Annotated in this window: 16 protein-coding genes and 3 pseudogenes; 13 read left to right on the top strand and 6 right to left on the bottom strand. The window is 71.6% G+C overall.

From position 1 onward, the window contains the following. Positions 1 to 14: 14 nt before the first annotated feature. The 6 genes and pseudogenes from ABEA77_RS00665 to ABEA77_RS00645 form a co-directional block, all read right to left on the bottom strand. A complete protein-coding gene (locus ABEA77_RS00665) occupies positions 15 to 1238 on the bottom strand; it encodes a cytochrome P450 (RefSeq protein ID WP_345639796.1) in 1224 nt (407 codons plus the stop codon). Between the two features lie 231 nt (positions 1239 to 1469). After that, a complete protein-coding gene (locus ABEA77_RS00660) occupies positions 1470 to 2126 on the bottom strand; it encodes a TetR/AcrR family transcriptional regulator (RefSeq protein ID WP_425588174.1) in 657 nt (218 codons plus the stop codon). 141 nt (positions 2127 to 2267) lie between these two features. Next, positions 2268 to 2921 (bottom strand): annotated as a pseudogene (locus tag ABEA77_RS00655) (oxygenase MpaB family protein); the annotation flags it as partial. Positions 2922 to 3180: 259 nt separating this feature from the next. Further along, a pseudogene (locus ABEA77_RS33895) lies at positions 3181 to 3291 on the bottom strand (polyprenyl synthetase family protein); the annotation flags it as partial. 5 nt (positions 3292 to 3296) lie between these two features. Then, complete coding sequence (locus ABEA77_RS33890) at positions 3297 to 3569, bottom strand: polyprenyl synthetase family protein (protein ID WP_425588181.1); 273 nt, start codon at positions 3567 to 3569, stop codon at positions 3297 to 3299. Between the two features lie 168 nt (positions 3570 to 3737). Continuing rightward, positions 3738 to 4010, bottom strand: coding sequence for a polyprenyl synthetase (locus tag ABEA77_RS00645; protein WP_345639792.1), 273 nt, complete (start codon positions 4008 to 4010; stop codon positions 3738 to 3740). A 429-nt stretch (positions 4011 to 4439) separates the two neighbouring features. Between ABEA77_RS00645 and ABEA77_RS00640 the strand changes: the two genes are divergently transcribed. The 13 genes and pseudogenes from ABEA77_RS00640 to ABEA77_RS00580 all read left to right on the top strand — a co-directional run bounded on the left by ABEA77_RS00640 (position 4440) and on the right by ABEA77_RS00580 (position 17377). After that, positions 4440 to 5483 carry an ABC transporter substrate-binding protein gene (locus tag ABEA77_RS00640; RefSeq protein WP_345639790.1) on the top strand — a complete coding sequence of 348 codons (1044 nt, stop codon included), beginning with the start codon at positions 4440 to 4442 and terminating at the stop codon, positions 5481 to 5483. Positions 5484 to 5757: 274 nt separating this feature from the next. Further along, positions 5758 to 6615, top strand: coding sequence for an ABC transporter ATP-binding protein (locus tag ABEA77_RS00635; protein WP_345639789.1), 858 nt, complete (start codon positions 5758 to 5760; stop codon positions 6613 to 6615). Further along, the gene (locus ABEA77_RS00630; protein WP_345639787.1) at positions 6612 to 7451 is read left to right on the top strand and encodes an ABC transporter permease; all 840 of its coding nucleotides are present in this window, start codon (positions 6612 to 6614) and stop codon (positions 7449 to 7451) included. Before ABEA77_RS00635 ends, ABEA77_RS00630 begins: the two co-directional genes overlap by 4 nt. A 126-nt stretch (positions 7452 to 7577) precedes the next feature. Continuing rightward, positions 7578 to 8066, top strand: a pseudogene (locus ABEA77_RS00625) (NAD(P)-dependent oxidoreductase); the annotation flags it as partial. Further along, entirely contained in the window at positions 8064 to 8405 is a 342-nt protein-coding gene (locus ABEA77_RS00620; RefSeq protein WP_345640189.1) for an NAD-binding protein, read from the top strand. The pseudogene ABEA77_RS00625 and the gene ABEA77_RS00620, both read left to right, overlap by 3 nt. Before the next feature lie 51 nt (positions 8406 to 8456). Further along, positions 8457 to 9215 carry an SDR family NAD(P)-dependent oxidoreductase gene (locus tag ABEA77_RS00615; RefSeq protein WP_345639786.1) on the top strand — a complete coding sequence of 253 codons (759 nt, stop codon included), beginning with the start codon at positions 8457 to 8459 and terminating at the stop codon, positions 9213 to 9215. A 276-nt stretch (positions 9216 to 9491) separates the two neighbouring features. Then, positions 9492 to 11609, top strand: coding sequence for a hydantoinase/oxoprolinase family protein (locus ABEA77_RS00610; protein ID WP_345639784.1), 2118 nt, complete (start codon positions 9492 to 9494; stop codon positions 11607 to 11609). Further along, complete coding sequence (locus tag ABEA77_RS00605) at positions 11606 to 13411, top strand: hydantoinase B/oxoprolinase family protein (RefSeq protein ID WP_345639782.1); 1806 nt, start codon at positions 11606 to 11608, stop codon at positions 13409 to 13411. Before ABEA77_RS00610 ends, ABEA77_RS00605 begins: the two co-directional genes overlap by 4 nt. Positions 13412 to 13558: 147 nt before the next feature. Further along, positions 13559 to 14779 carry a cytochrome P450 gene (locus tag ABEA77_RS00600; protein WP_345639780.1) on the top strand — a complete coding sequence of 407 codons (1221 nt, stop codon included), beginning with the start codon at positions 13559 to 13561 and terminating at the stop codon, positions 14777 to 14779. A 5-nt stretch (positions 14780 to 14784) separates the two neighbouring features. After that, positions 14785 to 15477, top strand: a complete 693-nt coding sequence (locus ABEA77_RS00595) for a TetR family transcriptional regulator (protein ID WP_425588180.1) — start codon at positions 14785 to 14787, stop codon at positions 15475 to 15477. Continuing rightward, complete coding sequence (locus ABEA77_RS00590) at positions 15474 to 15674, top strand: ferredoxin (RefSeq protein WP_345639778.1); 201 nt, start codon at positions 15474 to 15476, stop codon at positions 15672 to 15674. The genes ABEA77_RS00595 and ABEA77_RS00590 overlap by 4 nt, the downstream gene beginning before the upstream one ends. A gap of 282 nt (positions 15675 to 15956) precedes the next feature. Continuing rightward, entirely contained in the window at positions 15957 to 17192 is a 1236-nt protein-coding gene (locus tag ABEA77_RS00585; RefSeq protein WP_345639777.1) for a cytochrome P450, read from the top strand. Further along, positions 17144 to 17377, top strand: a complete 234-nt coding sequence (locus ABEA77_RS00580; RefSeq protein WP_345640186.1) for a hypothetical protein — start codon at positions 17144 to 17146, stop codon at positions 17375 to 17377. The genes ABEA77_RS00585 and ABEA77_RS00580 overlap by 49 nt, the downstream gene beginning before the upstream one ends. Positions 17378 to 17382 lie beyond the last annotated feature (5 nt).

The raw sequence follows: 17382 nt of genomic DNA, 5'->3' as shown, positions 1-17382 counted from the left end.
GGAGGGAGCGCGGGTCACCAGGTGACGGGCAGCTCGTAGACGCCGTAGACCGAACCGTCGTGCTTGAACGGGATGTCGCCGAGGTCCGCCGCCAGGCGCAGCGTGGGCACCCTGCGGTAGAGCGTCGAGTAGACGACCTGCAGCTCCATCCGGGCCAGCGGCTGGCCGAGGCACTGGTGCACCCCGAAGCCGAACGCCACGTGGTGGCGGGCGTCCCTGCCGAGGTCGAGCCGGTCGGGGTCGGGGAAGGCCTCGGGGTCGCGGTTGCCGATGTCGTTGGCGAGGATCAGTCCCTCGCCCGCGCGGACCGTGCGGCCCGCCACCTCGATGTCCTCCGTCGCGACGCGCCGCCGCCCGGTGTGGGTGATATGCAGGTAGCGCAGCAGCTCCTCGACCGCCCTCGCCACGTCCTTCGGGTCGTCGGCGGCGCGCAACGCGTCGAGCTGGTCGGGGTGTTCGAGCAGCGCGAGGGTGCCGAGCGCGATCATGTTCGCGGTCGTCTCGTGCCCGGCGATCAGCAGCAGCACGCCCATCCTGGCCGCTTCTGCGCGCTCCAGCTCCCCGCCGCGCACCCGCTCGGCCAGCCCGGAGAGCAGGTCCTCCCGAGGGTGCGCGAGCTTCTGCCCCACGAGGTCGTCCAGGTAGGCGGTGAGCCGGCCGAGAGCGGCGGTGCGCTCCTCGACCGAGGTGGTGCGGTTGATGATCGTCTTGCTGTTGTCCTGGAAGAAGTCGTGGTCCGCGTAGGGCACGCCGAGCAGTTCGCAGATGACCAGGGAGGGCACCGGCAGGGCGAACGCCTGGACCAGGTCGACCGGCCGGGGGCCTGCGAGCAGTTCGTCGATGAGGCCGTCCACGATCTCCTGTACGCGGGGCCGCAGCGCCTCCACCCGTTTGATGGCGAACGGCGCGGTGACCATCCGCCGCAGCCGGGCGTGTTCGGGATCGTCCATCAGGATGAAGCCGATGCTGTTGCCCGTGACGGGCGCCTGGGCCGGGTAGCCGGGGCGGGTGATGTCGGCGCTCACCCGGGGATCGGCGAGCAGGGCGCGCTGTTCCGCGTACCGCGTCACCAGCCAGGGGGTGCTGCCGTCCCAGAGCCTGACCCGGGTGAGCGGGGACTCCTGCTGCTGTTCCCGCAGCGGGGGAGGGGGGTCGAAGGGGCAGCCCGCCGCGCGGGCCATGGGGTACTCGGGTATCTCGGTCCGCTCCTGCTCGACCGGGTGCGATGTGGGGGGCATGGCGTCCTTTCCGCGGTGGATGGGGGAGCCCCGCCGCCCCGGTCTGCGCGGGGCGGCGGTCGGAAGGGGGCCGTCCGGGGCGGCCCGTACACGGGCAGGTCCACCGCGGCGGGCCGCGGGCAGTCCTCGCCCCCCGGCGCGGGGGCGTCCGGCCGGCACGGTGGCGGCACCGGGACGGACGTGTGGACACCGGGCGCGGAGCACGTCTGCCCGCGCGGCCCGCGCCGCGCGTCAGCCGTCCGTGGTGACCGGTGCGAGCCAGAGGCCGGTGAGCGCGTCGATGAGTCCGGTGGCGTACGCGTGCCAGCTCGTCCGCGCCGTGTGGGCGCCCTCGGCCAGGGCGCGTTCGCGCTCTGCGAGCATGTGGACCATGAGGTTGCGCGCCATGTCCGCGCGCTCCAGCCGTACCGGCAGGGGGAGTTCGGGCAGGCAGCGGTTGAGTCCTTCGAGGGTCCGCCGGATCGTGGGGCCGAAGGTCTCGTCGACCATCAGCTCCCGCAGCACGGGGTCCGTCATCAGCTGCGCGCCGAAACGCGCGTACCAGGTGGGGCTGCCCAGCTCGGCCAGGTGCTGGGTGCCGGGGCGTACGAGGACGGCCACCCAGTCCCGTACGGAAGCGGAGTCGCCCGTGCGCTCCAGCATCTCCTCGCGCAGGGCCTCGATGCGCTCCGCGTGTCTGCGGACGATCGCCCGCAGCAGGTCGGTCTTGGTGCCGAAGTGGTAGCCCACGGCCGCGTTGTTGCCCTGCCCCGCGGCTTCGCTGATCTGCCGGTTGGACACGGCGAACACGCCGTGCTCGGCGAACAGCCGCTCGGCGACGGCGAGCAGCACCTCGCCGGTGCCCGCGGCCCGCTCGGACCTGGCCGTCCTGCCTGCCACCCTCACCACCCCGCCCGTGGGGAGCCCGTGGCCGGCGTGCCGTGCTCGTCCCCGCGCATCCCGCTCTCCCCTCGTCCCGGCTTCCGCGATCAGTGAACGCGTGGCGCCCCGACAAGTCAAGCGGGTGACTTAAAACGATCGGCGGCCCGGCGCCGGCGCGCCGTCCACGCTCATGTGCGCGCCGAGGCGGTGCAGGGCGTCCAGGACCTGGACGGAGAACATCATTGGACCGCCGATCACGTCCTCCTGGCGGATCGGTGTACCGAGGGCCGCCACCTCCCAGCGCCCTTCCCGGGCCAGGTGGTGCCGGATCGAGGTGTGCAGCAGCCGCACCTTCTGGGCAGCCGGGGCGAACCTGCTGCCCGCCTCGGACGCGCCGGGCTGCATCAGACGGACGGTGACCGGCCCGTCTCCGCCGTGCGTTTGGACGGGTACCACAGGGAGTGCGTCGCGGACAGCGGCTTGGCGACATGCGGCACGACGTAGCAGGCCGGCATGGCGGCGAACGAGAGCGCGGTGGAGATGTGCACGTTGTTGTGGATGAAGAGCAGCCGGGCCTTCTCCATCCCGTCCCGGTCCACCCACGCGGGAGGGCTGCTCGTCGTGTGCAGGTACTCCCGGGCCACCTCGGGCAGCCCCTCAGGCAACGCGCCGCCGCCGGCGGTGGTGACGTAGCGCATCAGTGTGTTGCACTGCCCCACCTCGCCCCACCTCGCCCCGCTCGAAGAGGGTCGCCACCGTGGCGTCGGCCAGCTCGTCGCCGACGGTACGCAGGGTGTTGAGGAACTCGTCTGTGTACGTCATGGACGGCTCCTTCGGCAGGGGTACGGCGCGGAACAGGCCAGTCCTCACGCGTGGTGGCGGCGCTCGCCAGATGTGTCAGCGCCAGCTGGGCAGTGCGAGGGAGCCCGGCGCTCCGCGGCGCGCCGGTCGCGGCCGGGACCCGCTCGGTGATCATGCCCTCGACATGGTCGCGCGCCCCGGTGCGCTCCACCACCGCGCGCACCCGCTCCACGCGGGCGGCGGTCAGGCCGCCGCGTCCGAGCAGGGAGCCCAGCTCGCGCCGCTCGGCCGGAGTGGCGCCTTCATGGGCGAGCGCGAAGAGTGCCGTGGGCCGGTCGCCCGAGATGTCGTCGGTGTCGTCCTTGCCGGTGGTGGAGGGCTCGCCGAACAGGCCGATCAGGCCGTCCCGCAGCTGGAACGCCTCGCCGAGGGGGCAGGCCGTACTCGCTGAACACCCCCGGCCGGCAGCGCGAGCGACCTGGCACGGGAGACCGGCCGCGGGCCGTCGGCGAGGGCGTCGCGCAGCGCGGCGTGCGCCGTCGGCAGCCCGTGCCGCAGGCCGCTCTCGTCGATGACGTCGTCGTGCACCACGGCGGCCGCGTGCACCAGCTTCATGCATGCCGCGGCGCGTACCATCGCGTCGCTGTCCGGCTGTCCCGCCGCCCCCAGTAGCAGAAGGCGGACCGCAGCCGCTTCCCGTACCCGGTGGCCGCCCTCAGCACCCCGCGGAGCGGGGCCAGGCTCTTGTTCACCGCGACCAGCGCGTCGGTCTCCGCTCCGACGAACCGCGCCAACTCCCGGTCGACCCGCGCCCGCAGCGCAGTCTGCTCCGGCAGCTCAGGCACCGGCGCCCTCCGCGTCGCCGCGGGAACGCGCGTGGCGCGCCAGCACCTCCAGATGCGCTTCGCCGCCCACCCCCAGCCGGTCCAGGGGCAGCCGGCCCCGCGCCCTGAGATCCTGCCGCCCCTGGGCCGCGAGGTCTCCCGCGTCGGAGCGCCCCAGCAGGCCCCCGGCCGTCCGCAACGCCGCACCGCAGGTACTCAGTGCCAGATCGGCCACCCCGGCCGCAAGCAGCCCGACATCCTCGCTCCGCAGACCCTCCCGTGGCATCCGCGCCCTCCCCCTGCTCCACCCCGCGTCCAGGCCGCGAGGCCCCGGAAGGGCAGCATGCCCACCGGGGGGCCACACCACGGCCGTGTCACCCCGACGAGCGGCGAGATGTCCACGCGTACGGGGAGCGGCTCCGCCCGCGCACGACGCGTGCACGACTCTTGACGCCTGTGACGCACCGATGGTCGAATCAAATCAAGGGTTAGTTGGTAAGGCCATCGGAGCGCTCCACCCCGTACCACCTCGGAGAACGCCGGCCGAGACGTTGTGTTTCTCGGCGCCGTTCACGCAGTCGCCGCCGGCTGTGTCCGCCATCCATCGAGAACGGGACACCCGATGCGAGATCAGACGTGTGCACGTGCCCGCAAGGGCCCACAGCAGGGCGGTGGCCCACCGCGCCTCCGCCACCCAGGCCGGCACCGGTTGCGAGTGTCGCTCGCGGCCCTCCTCGTCGCGGTCCTCGCCACCGCCTGCGCGAACCTGTCGAACGCCGCCGTCCACACCGCACCTGACGGAACGAAGGAAGTCACCATCGGCAAGGCCGTGGACACCATCGGCTTCACCACCGTGGACGTCGCCCAGGCCAAGGGCTATTTCGCGAAGGAGGGCGTCACCGCCAGACAGGAGCTGCTCGGCGGCAGCAGTACCGCCTTCGCCGCGCTCCAGAGCGGCAGCGTCCAGTTCGTCACGGCGTCGTCCACCGCGCTGCTCAGCGCCAAGACCAAACGCGTGCCCCTCCAGGCCGTCGCCTCGCTCGACTACGGCGTCTCCCTCCAGCTCGCCGCGTCCAAGAAGTGGATCGCCGCGCACCATCTCTCCCCGCAGCAGCCGCTCACCACGGTGATGCGCGGCCTGACCGGGGCCACCCTGGGTGTCGTGTCCACCACGGACCTCACCTACTACCACTACCTGATGAAGCAGGCGGGGGTGGACCAGGACCAGTTCAAGACCATCATGATCAAGACCCAGTCCGCCGCGCTCGCCGCGGTGCAGCACGGACAGGTCGACGCCATCCTCCTCTCGCCGCCCAACAGTTACTTCGCGCAGGCGCAGAACCAGGCGCAGATCGTCGCGACCCTGCACTCGGTGCCCGCGCTGCGCAGCATGACCTACGACGTCCTCGTGGTCTCCTCCCGCTTCGCCAAGGCCCACCCCGACGTCGTCGAGGCGGTCGCCACCGGCCTGGCCAGAGCCGACAACACCATGGCGAAGGACCCGCGCTCCGTGCTCGACGTGGAGCGCGAGCACTATCCGAAGATGAGCGACGACGTGCTGCTCCAGAGCCTGGAGTACGTCACCTTCGCCCCCGACGGGAAGATGACCGCCGCCGGGTGGCAGGGGGTGCGCGAGGAGGCCGAGGGCAGCGACGTACCGAACACGTCGAGCGTCAACCTCAAGGAGAACCAGGGCACCTGGACCAACGACTACATCGTGACCAGCAGACTGCGCCCGGCTGCCGCGCCCGCCGGCTGACCCGCCCGGCCGGCCCGACCGGTTCGGCCGCCTCGCCCGCGGCCCAGCCGCCCGACCCGGCCGGCCCTCGCCCGCCGGCCCCGCCGCGCGCCGCCCGGCCCGAACTCCCCGGCGCGCCCTCCCGTACCCCTCCCCGCACACCGAACGCCACGCTCCCGGGCCGCGCCCGGCACCGGCTCCCCACGGCCCCCGCGAGCCGCCGGCCCCCGCGAGCCGCCGGCCCCCGCCGGCGCCCGCCCAACCGGCTTGCCGCCAACGCGAACAGGTGATCAGCATGCAGAGCCACCACGAAGGGCCCGGACCCGAGGGCTCCGCCACGACGGTGAAGGACCCCGCCCCCGTGGACCACGCCGTCCGCTTCGACAAGGTCTCCCTGATGTTCCGCAGCCGCCGCAACTCCACCCCGGTGGAGGCGCTGCACGAGGTGACGTTCGACGTGCGCGAGCGCGAGTTCTGCGCCATCGTCGGGCCCAGCGGATGCGGCAAGAGCACCCTGCTCAACCTGGTCGCAGGGCTCACCCCGGCGACGGGCGGACAGGTCACGGTGCACGGCAGGCCCGTCACGGGGCTCGTCCCCGACATCGGCTACGTGACCCAGGACTCCAACCTGCTGCCCTGGCTCACCGTGGACGAGAACATCCGGCTGCCCCTCCAGATCCGCAGGACGCCGGCCGAGGAGCAGGACAGGCTCGTCGACCAGTGGATCACACTCGTCGGGCTCGACCAGTTCCGCACCAGCTACCCCCACCAGCTCTCCGGCGGCATGCAGAAGCGCTGCTCCATCGCCCGCACCCTGGTGTACGACCCGCCGATCCTGCTGATGGACGAGCCCTTCGGCGCACTCGACGCCATGACGAAGGCCGTCATGCAGGGCACACTCCTCGACATCTGGGACCAGCACCAGAAGACGGTGCTGTTCGTGACCCACGACCTCTCCGAGGCCCTCACCCTGGCCGACCGGGTGATCGTCATGAGCCGGCGCCCCGGCCGGGTGAAGGCCGCGGAGCCCGTCGGGATCCCGCGCCCGAGAGACGCCTTCCACATCTCGGAACTGCGCGAGTTCGCCGAACAGCACCGTGTCCTGTGGGACATGTTCGCCGCCGAGATCTCGATGGGAGGACTGTCGAAGTGAACGCTCAAGCAGGCCTCACCCCCGCAGAGGACACCGCGGCCGTCCCCGTGCCCGACGCCGCGGCGGCCGGCCGCCCAGGACCCGCCTGGGGCACCTGGGCCCTGCGCGTACTCGTCTTCCTCGTGGTGCTCGCGCTGTGGCAGCTGGCCGACGACCGGCTCGTCCCCGACTACCTCATCAGCAGCCCCACCCATGTCGCCAAGACGCTCTGGGAATACGCCACCGGCGTCCAGCCCGGCCTGTGGACCGACATCCGCGTCACCGCGGAGGAACTCGTCCTCGGCTACGCCGTGGGCGTCGTCGGAGGGCTCGTGGTCGGGCTCGTCCTCGGCTACTGGCGCCTGGGCGCCGCCGTGCTGAGCCCGCTGATCGCGGCCGTCAACGGCATCCCGAAGATCGCACTCGCCCCGCTCTTCCTCATCTGGTTCGGCATCGGTGTGCAGTCGAAGATCGCCATCGCCGCCATGACCGTGTTCTTCGTGATGTTCTACAACACCTACATGGGTGTGCTGACCATGCCCGACAACCTGGTCAACGTGCTGCGGGTGATGGGCGCGCGCCGCACCACGATCATCCGCCGGGTCACACTGCCGCAGATCAGCGTCCCGGTGCTCTCCGGCATGAAGTCCTCGGTGTCCTTCGCCATGATCGGTGTGATCGTCGGCGAGTTCATCGCCTCGCAGGACGGCGTCGGCTACCTCATCAACACCGCCACGCAGAACTTCGACTCCGCGACGGTGTTCGCCGGGATCGTCGTCCTGATGCTCATGATCGCGATCGGCATGCTGCTGGTGGGCCTGCTCGAACAGTGGGCCCTGCGCTGGCAGCGCGACTGACCGCCCCCGAAGACCGGACGGCGAGGACCGCGCCGCCCCCGCGCCGCGCCACCGCGCGCACCCCCGGGACCCGCCGCCGCGGTCGCACCCCGCGGGTCCCGTTCCGCACGAACTGAGGAGAGAGCCGGCATGGCCACAGGACAGACGACGGTAGGAGTGCTGGGAGCGGGCCGGATGGGCATGCCCATCATCGGCCACCTGGTACGTCACGGCTTCACCGTGCTCGTGCACGACGTGGACGCGGGCAAGGAGCCCGCGGTCGGCGAGCGCGGGGCCCGCTTCACCGGCTCCCCTGCGGACATCGCGGCGGAGTGCGACACAGTACTGGTCTGCGTCGGCTACGAGGAACAGCTCAGGGAGCTCATGCTCGGCGCCGGCGGCATCCTCGGCACCCTCCGCGAGGGCGCCGTGGTGGCCGTCCTCAGCACCGTGTCGCCCGAGGTCATGAGCGGCCTCGCCGAAGCCGCCCAGAAGCACGGCGTGCACGTCGTGGACGCGCCGGTGTGCCGCGGCTCGTGGGCCGCGGACGCCGGAGAACTGCTCTCCCTGCTCGGCGGCACCGAGGAGGCCGCCGCGAAGTTCACCGAGGTCGCCCGCGCCTACTCCTCCGACATCGTCAGGATCGGCGACATCGGCGCGGGACAGGTCGCCAAGGCCGTCAACAACCTCATCCTCTGGGCCTGCCTCGTCGCCGACCACGAGGGCCTCGCCCTCGCCCACCGGCACGGCGTCGACATCGAGTCGCTGCGCGAGGCGCTCAAGATGTCGAGCGCCGCCAACCACGCCCTGGACAACTGGAACAACCAGACGATGGCCTGGGCCGAGGACGACATGAAGATCGTCTCCGAGATGGCGGCGGCCAAGGGCATCGGCCTGCCCCAGGCCGCCGTCAACCGCGAGGTCTGCCGGGTCCTCAAGCCGCGCCGCTACGACCTCGACCGGTACGGCGCGTGACGCCCCGGAACCCGGCAGGCAGCACACACCACCACGGAGGAGAGAACTGACATGACGTCCCCACTCGAAGGCAGGCGCGCCGTGGTCACCGGCGCCGGCCGCAACGTCGGGGAGGCGGTCGCCGAGCGCTTCGCCCGCGAGGGCGCCCGCGTCGCCGTCGTCGACATCGACCCGCAGGCCGCGGCGCGCGTCGCCAAGGCGCTCAACGAGGCACACCCCGGCAGCGCGGTGCCGGTCACCGCCGACGTCTCCTCGGCGGACGACGTCAGCAGGCTCGTCGAGACGGCCTGGGCGCAGCTCGGACACGTCGACACCCTGGTCAACTGCGTCGCCATCACCGACCGCCCCGCCACCGTCCTCGACCTCGCCGACGACGTGTGGCGCAAGGTGCTCGACGTGACCCTCACGTCCGCGTTCCTGACCACGAAGTACCTCGCCAAGAAGATGGTGGCCGAGGGGCAGGGCGGTGTGGTCCTGCACATCGGCTCCACCTCCGGGCAGTTCGCGCGCAAGAACGCCCTCGCCTACCCCACGGCGAAGGCCGCCCTGTACGCGCTCGTCCGCTCCCTCGCCGTCCAACTCGGCCCGCACGGCATCCGGGTGAACACCGTCAGCCCCAACAAGGTGGGCTCGCCCGTCGGCACCGACGCCGAACCGGAGAACCGCGAGCGCCGCAACCTCGTCGGCCGCGCGTGCACCCCCGAGGACATCGCCGGCGCCGTCGCGTTCATGGCAGGCGCCGAGGCCGGCTTCATCACCGGCACGGACCTCCTGGTGGACGGCGGCGCGCTGATCTCGACCGGCGACTGAACCTCCCTCCGGGGCCGCGCGTCAGCGGCCCCGGAACCCCGCCGCCAGTGACGGACGTCGCCGCGCCGGGCCCGCGCACCCCGGCACGTCCCCCGCCGGCGCGCCGGCGGGGCCCGCGCCCCGGCGCTCCCCCGCCCGCGCCGTGCGCGGTATCCGCGCACCACGGGCGCGCCCCGCCGGAGCCGCCCCGCACACCGCCGGGGCCACCGGCCCCGCCCCACCCCACCGCGACACGCACCGTGTGTCCCGACCTCCCGAGAAAGCAGGTCCGCGGCCATGCCAGAGCGCCCCCCGACCTACCGCGTGGCGACCGACACCGGCGGCACGTTCACGGACTTCGTCGTCTTCGACGAGTCCGCCGGCGCCTACCGCATCATGAAGGTCCCCTCCAGCCCCCACCAGCCCGACCAGGCGCTCCTCGCGGGGCTCGCCACCCTGGAGGAGCAGGGCGTGCCGCCGGACGCCATATCCGTCTTCACCCACGGCACCACCGTCGGCACCAACGCCCTGCTGGAGGAGCGCGGCGCCCGCGTCGGGCTCGCCGTCACCCGCGGATTCCGCGGCGTCTACGAGGCGATGGAGCAGTCCCGCCCCTTCGGGCCGTCCGTCTTCGACCTCGGCTACACCAAGCCCGCACTGCTCGCCGCGGAGAGCGACACGGTCGAGATCCCCGAGCGGCTCGGCGCGGACGGCGCCGTCCGGGAGCCGATCTCCGAGGAGGCCGTCGCCGAGGCGGTGCGCCGCTTCCGGGAGAGCGGTGTCGAGTCGGTCGCGGTCAGCCTGCTTTTCTCCTTCATGAACGACGAGCACGAGGAGCGGCTCGCGCAGGCCCTGCGCGCCGCCGACCCCGGGCTCTGGGTGACCACGTCGAGCGAACTGCTGCCGCAGATGCGGGAGTACGTACGGCTCAGCACCACCGTGATCAACGCGTACGTCTCCCCGGTGGTGGGACGCTACGTCGGCCGGCTCTCCGCCGCGCTCGAACAGCTCGGCGTCGCGCCGGGCCGCAGGTTCACCATGCAGAGCAACGGCGGCTCCGTGCCCTTCGACCGGACGCCGGACCGGGGCGTCGCGACCATCCTGTCGGGGCCCGCCGGCGGGGTCACCGCCTCCGTGGCGATCGGCCGCGCCGTGGGCATCGACGACCTCATCACCTTCGACATGGGCGGCACCAGCTGCGACGTCGCGCTCATCCAGGGTGGCGAGCCGACGGTCTCCGACCAGAACACACTGGAGGGCCGGCACATCGCCGTGCCGATGCTGGACATCAACACCGTCAGCGCGGGCGGCGGCACGGTGGCCGTCGTCGACCGGCACGGCTCGCTGCACGTCGGCCCGCGCAGCGCGGGTGCCGTGCCGGGCCCCGCCGCGTACGGCAAGGGCGGGCGCACCGCGACCGTCACCGACGCCAACGTGGTGCTCGGCTACCTCAACCCGGTGTCGCTCCTCGACGGCGGCCTCGCCGTCGACGCGGCCGCCGCCGAGCGCGTCGTCGCCGAGGTGGCGGGCCCCCTCGGCGTCGACACCGTACGCGCGGCGGACGGCATCGTGCGGATCGTCAACGTCAAGATGGGCCAGGCGATCCGCTCCATCTCCACCGAACGCGGGTTCGACCTGCGGGACTTCACCCTCGTCGCGTTCGGCGGCGCGGGACCCCTGCACGCCAGCCAGATCGCCCTCGACCTCGGCATCCCCCGGGTCCTCGTACCACCGTCGCCCGGCGCGACCTCGGCGCTCGGCCTGCTGATGTCGGACGTCAAGCACGACCTGGTGCGCAGCAGGCTCACCGACATCGGGGAACTGCGCGTCGAGGACGCCAACGAACTCTTCGAGCAGATGGCGCGCACCGCCGCGAAACAGCTCTCGCAGGAGGGCTTCCCCAAGGACGCCACGGCCTTCCGCTACTTCCTCGACATGCGCTACAGCGGCCAGGGTTACGAGAACCCGGTGCCCGTCGCCTCGGTGCCGCTGACCCCGGACGACCTCGCACGCTACCGGCGCGACTTCGACGCCATCCACGAGCAGTGCCACGGCCACGCCGCCCCCGACCAGTCGGTGGAGGTCGTCAACTACCGGGTCCAGGCCATCGGCCTCGTACCGCCCGTGTCGCTGCCCACCCTCCCGGCGGCCGAGGGGCCCGTCTCCGCCGCCGTCGTCGGCACGCGGCCCGCGTACTTCCCCGACTCGGCGGGCAGCGACACCGGGGCGTACGCGGACACCCCGGTCTACGCCAGGGCCAGGCTCGGCGCGGGCCACCGCATCACCGGCCCCGCGGTCGTCGAGCAGTACGACTCCACCGTCGTCGTCTTCCCCGAGCAGCAGGCCGAGGCCGACGGCCACGGCAACCTCCTGATCACCCGGGTCCGGCCGGCAGCAGAAAGGTCAAGCAGGTGAGCGAAGAGACCGCGGCACGCCCCACCGCCACCACGGACGAAGGACCGGGACGGACGGCTTTCGGCCCTGCCGACGCCATCACTGTCGAAGTGATCCGGCAGAGCCTCATCGGAGTGGTTCAGGAGATGCAGAACTCCCTCTTCTGCACCGGCTATTCCACCATCATCCGCGAGTCGAAGGACGCCAGCTGCGCCATCGCCGACCTGGCGGGCCGGGTCGTCGCGCAGTACACGGTGCTCCCGCTGCACCTCGGCGCGTTCCCCGAGACCATCGAGAACATCCTGCGCGCCTACCCGGTCGAGGAGATGCGCGACGGCGACGCCTTCCTCGTCAACCACCCCTACTACGGCGGCAGTCCGCACGCCACCGACATGGCGGTCGTGGCGCCGGTCGTGGTGGACGGCGAGGTCTTCGGCTTCAGCGGCAGCATCGCCCACAAGTCCGACATCGGCGGGCTGGTGCCCGGCACCAACTCCAGCCAGGCCAGGGAGATCTACCACGAGGGCCTGATGGTGCCGCCGGTGCGCTACCACCGCGGCTTCGCCCCCTCGCCCGAGGTGGAGACCCTGCTGAGGGCCAACAGCCGCACCCCGCACCTCGTCCTCGGTGACCTGCGCGGACAGGTCGGGGCGACCCACCTCGCGGCCGACCGGGTGCGCGCGCTGTGCGCCAAGTACGGCAAGGACACCCTGCACACCGCCTCAGGACGGCTGCTCGACCTCACCGAGCAGCGGATCAGGGCGGCCGTGGCGGAGTGGCCGGACGGCCGCTACACCGGCACCCGGCTCCTGCACTCCGAGGGCATGGCCGACGGCCGGCCGGTGGCGATCCGGGTCGCCGTCACCATCGGGGGCGACCGCGTCGCCTTCGACTTCACCGGCTCCGACGACCAGATGACCGGTCCCTACAACATCCGCCCGCCGCTGGTGCGCGCGGTGTGCTCGTACGCCCTCAAGTGCCTCGTCGACCCCGAGATGCCCTCCAACTCGGGCTTCTTCCAGGCCATCACGGCGTCGTTCCGGCCCGGTTCGCTCCTCGACCCGCTGCCGCCCGCGCCGGTCAACACGTACATGCCGGTCGCGGTGGCGACGGCGGAGGCCCTCTTCGACGCCTTCGGCAAGGCGCTGACGGCCGGCCGGATCGCGGAGAGCAGCAGCGGCACCAACGGCACCTTCTCCTACCGGCTCCCCGGCGCCTCCTCCCCGAAGGTGCAGTACGAGCTGCCGGCGGGCGCCATGGGCGCGCGCTGGAACAAGGACGGCGTGTCCGCGTCCAAGGTGCACGTCGCCAACGGCAGCCTGACCCCCATCGAGGTGTTGGAGACGGAGTTCCCGGTACGCGTCGAGCGCTTCGAACTCGTCACCGACTCCGGCGGCCCAGGGCGCCACCGCGGGGGCCTCGGTTACCTGCGCGAGTACCGGGTCCTCGCGCCCGCCCGCTTCACCACCCGCAACGGCCGGGAACTCACCCCGCCCGCGGGCAAGGACGGCGGGCTGCCCGGCCGGCCCTCCGTCCTCACCGTCAACCCCGGCACCGACCGCGAGGCCGCCATCACCGTCGAGAGCGGCAGCGTGACCCTCGCGCCCGGAGACGTCGTACGCGTCTGTCAGGCGGGCGGCGGCGGATACGGCGACCCCCGCACCCGCCCGGTGGAACAGGTGGTCGCCGACGTCCGCGAGGGCTACGTGTCGCCCGAATCCGCCCGCACCCACTACGGCGTGGCGCTCGTACGCACCTCAGCGGACACCTGGGAGGCCGACCCCCGGCAGACCGCCCGCCTGCGCGCCCCCGCGGCCGACTGACCGGGGCTCCGTTCCGCCGCCCTGTCCCGGCCCGGCCCGCTGCCACCGGCGGACGACGTTCCGCGACAATAAGTCATTCGATTGACTTAATCCAGCCCGGGTGTTCCACTGGGAGCCGCTTCACCCAGGGCCGACAAGGAGACACCCGTGACCGAGGTAAGCGCCGCGGAGCCGCTTCCCTACCCGGTGAAAGCTCCCTCCGCTCTCCGGCCGGCACCTCAGCGGGAGGGACTGCGGGAGAAGTGTCCGGTGGCGCGGGTGGCGCTGCCCAGCGGCGACGAGGCCGCACTTCTGAGCCGGTACGAGGGCGTGCGCACCGCGTTGTCGGACCCGTGCTTCAGCCGTGAAGGACTGATGCGGCCGGACGCCGCGCTAGCGGCGGCCGGGAACTCCGGGGGCGTCTTCGACAGTCCGATGGGCCGCACGGTGAACGCGCTTGGGCACGACCGGTGGCGGCGCACGGTCGGCAGATGGTTCACCGCCAAGCGGATGGCCGCCCTGCGCCCGGACATGGAAGCCATGTGTGACAAGCTCGTCGACGGACTGCTCGAACAGGGCTGCCCCGCGGATCTGGTGGCAGGGCTGGCCTTCCCGCTGCCCGTCTTCGTCATCTGCCGCATGCTGGGGGTGCCGGAGGGTGACCGGGACAGGTTCAAGAACTGGTCCGACATCTTCCTCGACACCGCCCGGTTCACCCGTGAGGAGACGCAGGCGGCTCACGCGGAGTTCGCCGCCTATATGTCCGGCCTCATCGAGGGCAAGCGCGCTCGGCCAGGGGACGATCTGCTCAGCCTGTTGTTGGCCGGGGCGGGCGGTACGGGCGAACCGATGGCCGAGGACGTCCTGGCCGCCACCGGGCAGGCACTGTTCCTGGCCGGGCACGAGACGACCGCAGGCTTCATCTCCCTCATGGTGGCGCGTCTCCTGTCCGACCGCCGGCGTTGGGAGAGGCTGCTTCGCGACCCTTCCCTGACACGCCTGGCAGTGGAGGAGAGTCTCCGATGTGACCCAAGCGGCAGCAACTTCGGCATGCTCCGTCACACGCACGAGGACGTGGAACTCCCCGGCGGTCTGGTGCGGGCGGGGACCACGGTCGTGTGCGGCATGGCGGCGGCCGACCGGGACGAGCGCGCCTGGGAGGACGCGGACAAGATGGACCTGGGGCGGACTCCGAACCCACACCTGGCCTTCGGTGCCGGGGCCCACTCGTGCCTCGGGCGGCCACTGGCCCGTACCGGGATGGAGGCGGCGCTCAGCGTCCTGCTGCGGCGCCTGCCCACCCTCGACCTCGCGGTGGGCGCCGATCAACTCCGCTCTCACGAGGGGCTTCTCACTGCTCCTCTGCGTGAGCTGCCGGTGGTTTGGTGACCACCGTGAACACGCCTCGCACCCGCCGTACCACAAACACCCGCCAGGCGATCATGGCCGCGGCGGAAAGGCTCATCGCCGAACACGGTCCGGCCGCCGTCTCCAACAGGCAGATCGCAGAAGCCGCTGGGCAACGGAACGTCACGGCCGTCAGCTACCACTTCGGTGACCGGATCACACTGATCGGTGCGATCATGGCTCGCCACGGTGAACAGGTCGACCGAATCCGGCAGTTGTACGTGTCGCAAGTCGAGGGAAGCGACCCGATCAGGGGCTGGGTCGGCTGTCTGGTCCGCCCTGTCACAGACCATCTGGCCGGCCTGGGCGCACCATCCTGGAACGCCCGCTTTTCGGTCCAGGTGATGACCGACCCCCTGATGCGCAACCTCGTCATGGAGGATGTGCGTTCCCGCCCCCACCTCTGGCACATTCTCGATGCTCTCGGCAGCTGCCTCACCCACCTGCCGGCCCCCGTCCGCGCGGCGCGCGGTGACATGGCACGGCACTTGATCACTCACACCTGTGCGGAACGTGAACGCGCCCTGGCGGAGGGGGCCGCCCCCCTGCACCGTACGTGGGAAGACACAGCCGACATGCTCGTCGACGCGCTCGTCGGCCTCCTCACCGCAGAGGTCACCCTGCACCGAACCACACCTGACCGTCGATCCGCACCGACAAGGGAGGAACCGCGCGTATGAAAATCGTCGTTGACGAGGAGAAGTGCTGCGGCGCCGGACAGTGCGTGCTGATCGCACCCGACGTGTTCGATCAGCGCGACGAGGACGGCATCGTCGTTCTGCTGGACGCCGAGCCGCCGGAAGACCAGCACCCGGCCGTCAAGGAGTCGGCGGGGGTATGTCCTGCCGCCGCCATTCACCTCGGTGAGGACGTGTGAATCTCCCCGACGGCCGGCCCGACCGCCGAGGGAGAGCTGCGCCGCGCGCACCGCGGTACAGGTGTCACGGTCCAGGACGGCTGGTCCGGTTGTCTCCCTGACCGACCGGATCACGCCCGCGCAGGCCCGACTGCCGAGCCGGGAGCGCGCTGCGCGGCTTACCCCCACCGGTACGACAGCCGGCATCGACCCTCGTGGCCCGTCAGCGTCGGCCTGACGCGCAACACCCCACCGCGGTCCGGACTCGTGCCGGGCACCGTATCCAACCGCCGAAGGACGAACATGACCACGACGCCCAGGACCAGCCCCTTGACCACCGACATCCCTGAGTTCCCCCACCCCCGTTCCTCCGCCTGTCCCTTCGGCGTCTCGGCGGAAATGCGCGCCCTCAGGGACCGTGGACCTGTCAGCAGGGTGAAGTCCTGGGGGGAGAGCACCCCGTGGGTGGTGACCCGACACGCCGAGCAGAAGGCCCTGCTCGGCGATCCCCGCCTCAGTGCCGATTTCGCCCAGCCCGGGTTCCCCAGCCCCGTCGCCCCGCAGAGCGTCGGAGACCACAAGACGGACATGAGCTTCGTGGGGATGGACGACCCCGAACACGCCCGTCTACGGCGCATGGTCAGCGGAGTGTTCACCATGAAGCGCATCGAGGCGATGCGGCCGCTCGTCCAGAGGATCACCGACGACTTCATCGATACCATGCTCGCGGGCCCCAAACCGGCTGACCTCGTGCAGTCCTTCGCCCTGCCCATCCCTTCCCTGGTCATCTCCGAGCTCTTGGGCGTCCCTTATGAGGACCACGAATTCTTTCAGACGAACAGCAAGACCATCGTCTCCTCCCACGCCACGGCCGCAGCCCGGCACGCTGCGCACACCCATCTCGCCGAGTACCTTGACGACCTGGTCGAGCGCAAGAGCAGCGAACCCGGCGAGGATCTGCTCTCCCAACTCGCCGGCCGCGTCGAGGATGGAGAACTGACCCGCGGCCAAGCCGCGACCATGGGGGTACTCCTGCTGCTCGGTGGCCACGAGACCACTGCCAACATGATCACTCTGGGCACACTTCTGCTGCTGGAGCACCCCGATCAGCTCGCCACCATCCGCGACACGGACAACCCCAGGGTGATCGCCAATGCGGTGGAGGAGCTGCTTCGCTACCTCTCCATCGTTCACCTGGGCCGACGCCGTACGGCCCTGGAGGACATCGAGGTAGCAGGCCAGACCATCAAAGCCGGCGACGGTGTCATCCTCCTGAGTGAACTCGCCAACCGGGACCCTGACGTCTTCATCGAGCCCGACACCCTGGACATCACCCGCGACGCCCGTTCCCACCTGGCATTCGGCGCTGGCACCCACCACTGTGTCGGCCAACCCCTGGCCCGAATGGAACTCCAGGTCATCTATCCCACGCTCTTCCGCCGCATCCCCACGCTGCGCACGGCGGTCGACGTCGCGGAGGTGCCTTTCAAATACGACGCCGTCATCTACGGAGTACACGAACTACCCGTTACCTGGTAAGAACGGTCACCTTTCGCCAGGCGACAGCTACACCGAGCGATTTACAGTCCCTCTACCGGTGGGTGGTGGAGCGAAGTTTCGCCTGGCTGCTCGGCTTCCGACGGCTGCGAGTCCGCCGGGAACGCCGGGCCGACCACAGGGCTGTGAAGGCCGGGGCCGAGGGCTCGTGGAAGGCCCGGCGGTAGCCCGC

This window comes from Streptomyces tremellae (assembly GCF_039540215.1).
Lineage (GTDB): Bacteria > Actinomycetota > Actinomycetes > Streptomycetales > Streptomycetaceae > Streptomyces > Streptomyces tremellae.
Note: the sequence above shows the minus strand (reverse complement) of the source record. Positions and strands in the feature narration are given on the sequence as shown.

Excerpts from the sequence above, each read along its gene's own strand:
- ABEA77_RS00590 (WP_345639778.1), top strand. The coding sequence starts at position 15,474 with ATGAAAATCGTCGTTGACGAGGAGAAGTGCTGCGGCGCCGGACAGTGC.
- ABEA77_RS00615 (WP_345639786.1), top strand. The coding sequence starts at position 8,457 with ATGACGTCCCCACTCGAAGGCAGGCGCGCCGTGGTCACCGGCGCCGGC.
- ABEA77_RS00610 (WP_345639784.1), top strand. The coding sequence starts at position 9,492 with ATGCCAGAGCGCCCCCCGACCTACCGCGTGGCGACCGACACCGGCGGC.
- ABEA77_RS00645 (WP_345639792.1), bottom strand. The coding sequence starts at position 4,010 with ATGCCACGGGAGGGTCTGCGGAGCGAGGATGTCGGGCTGCTTGCGGCC.
- ABEA77_RS00635 (WP_345639789.1), top strand. The coding sequence starts at position 5,758 with ATGCAGAGCCACCACGAAGGGCCCGGACCCGAGGGCTCCGCCACGACG.
- ABEA77_RS00585 (WP_345639777.1), top strand. The coding sequence starts at position 15,957 with ATGACCACGACGCCCAGGACCAGCCCCTTGACCACCGACATCCCTGAG.
- ABEA77_RS00665 (WP_345639796.1), bottom strand. The coding sequence starts at position 1,238 with ATGCCCCCCACATCGCACCCGGTCGAGCAGGAGCGGACCGAGATACCC.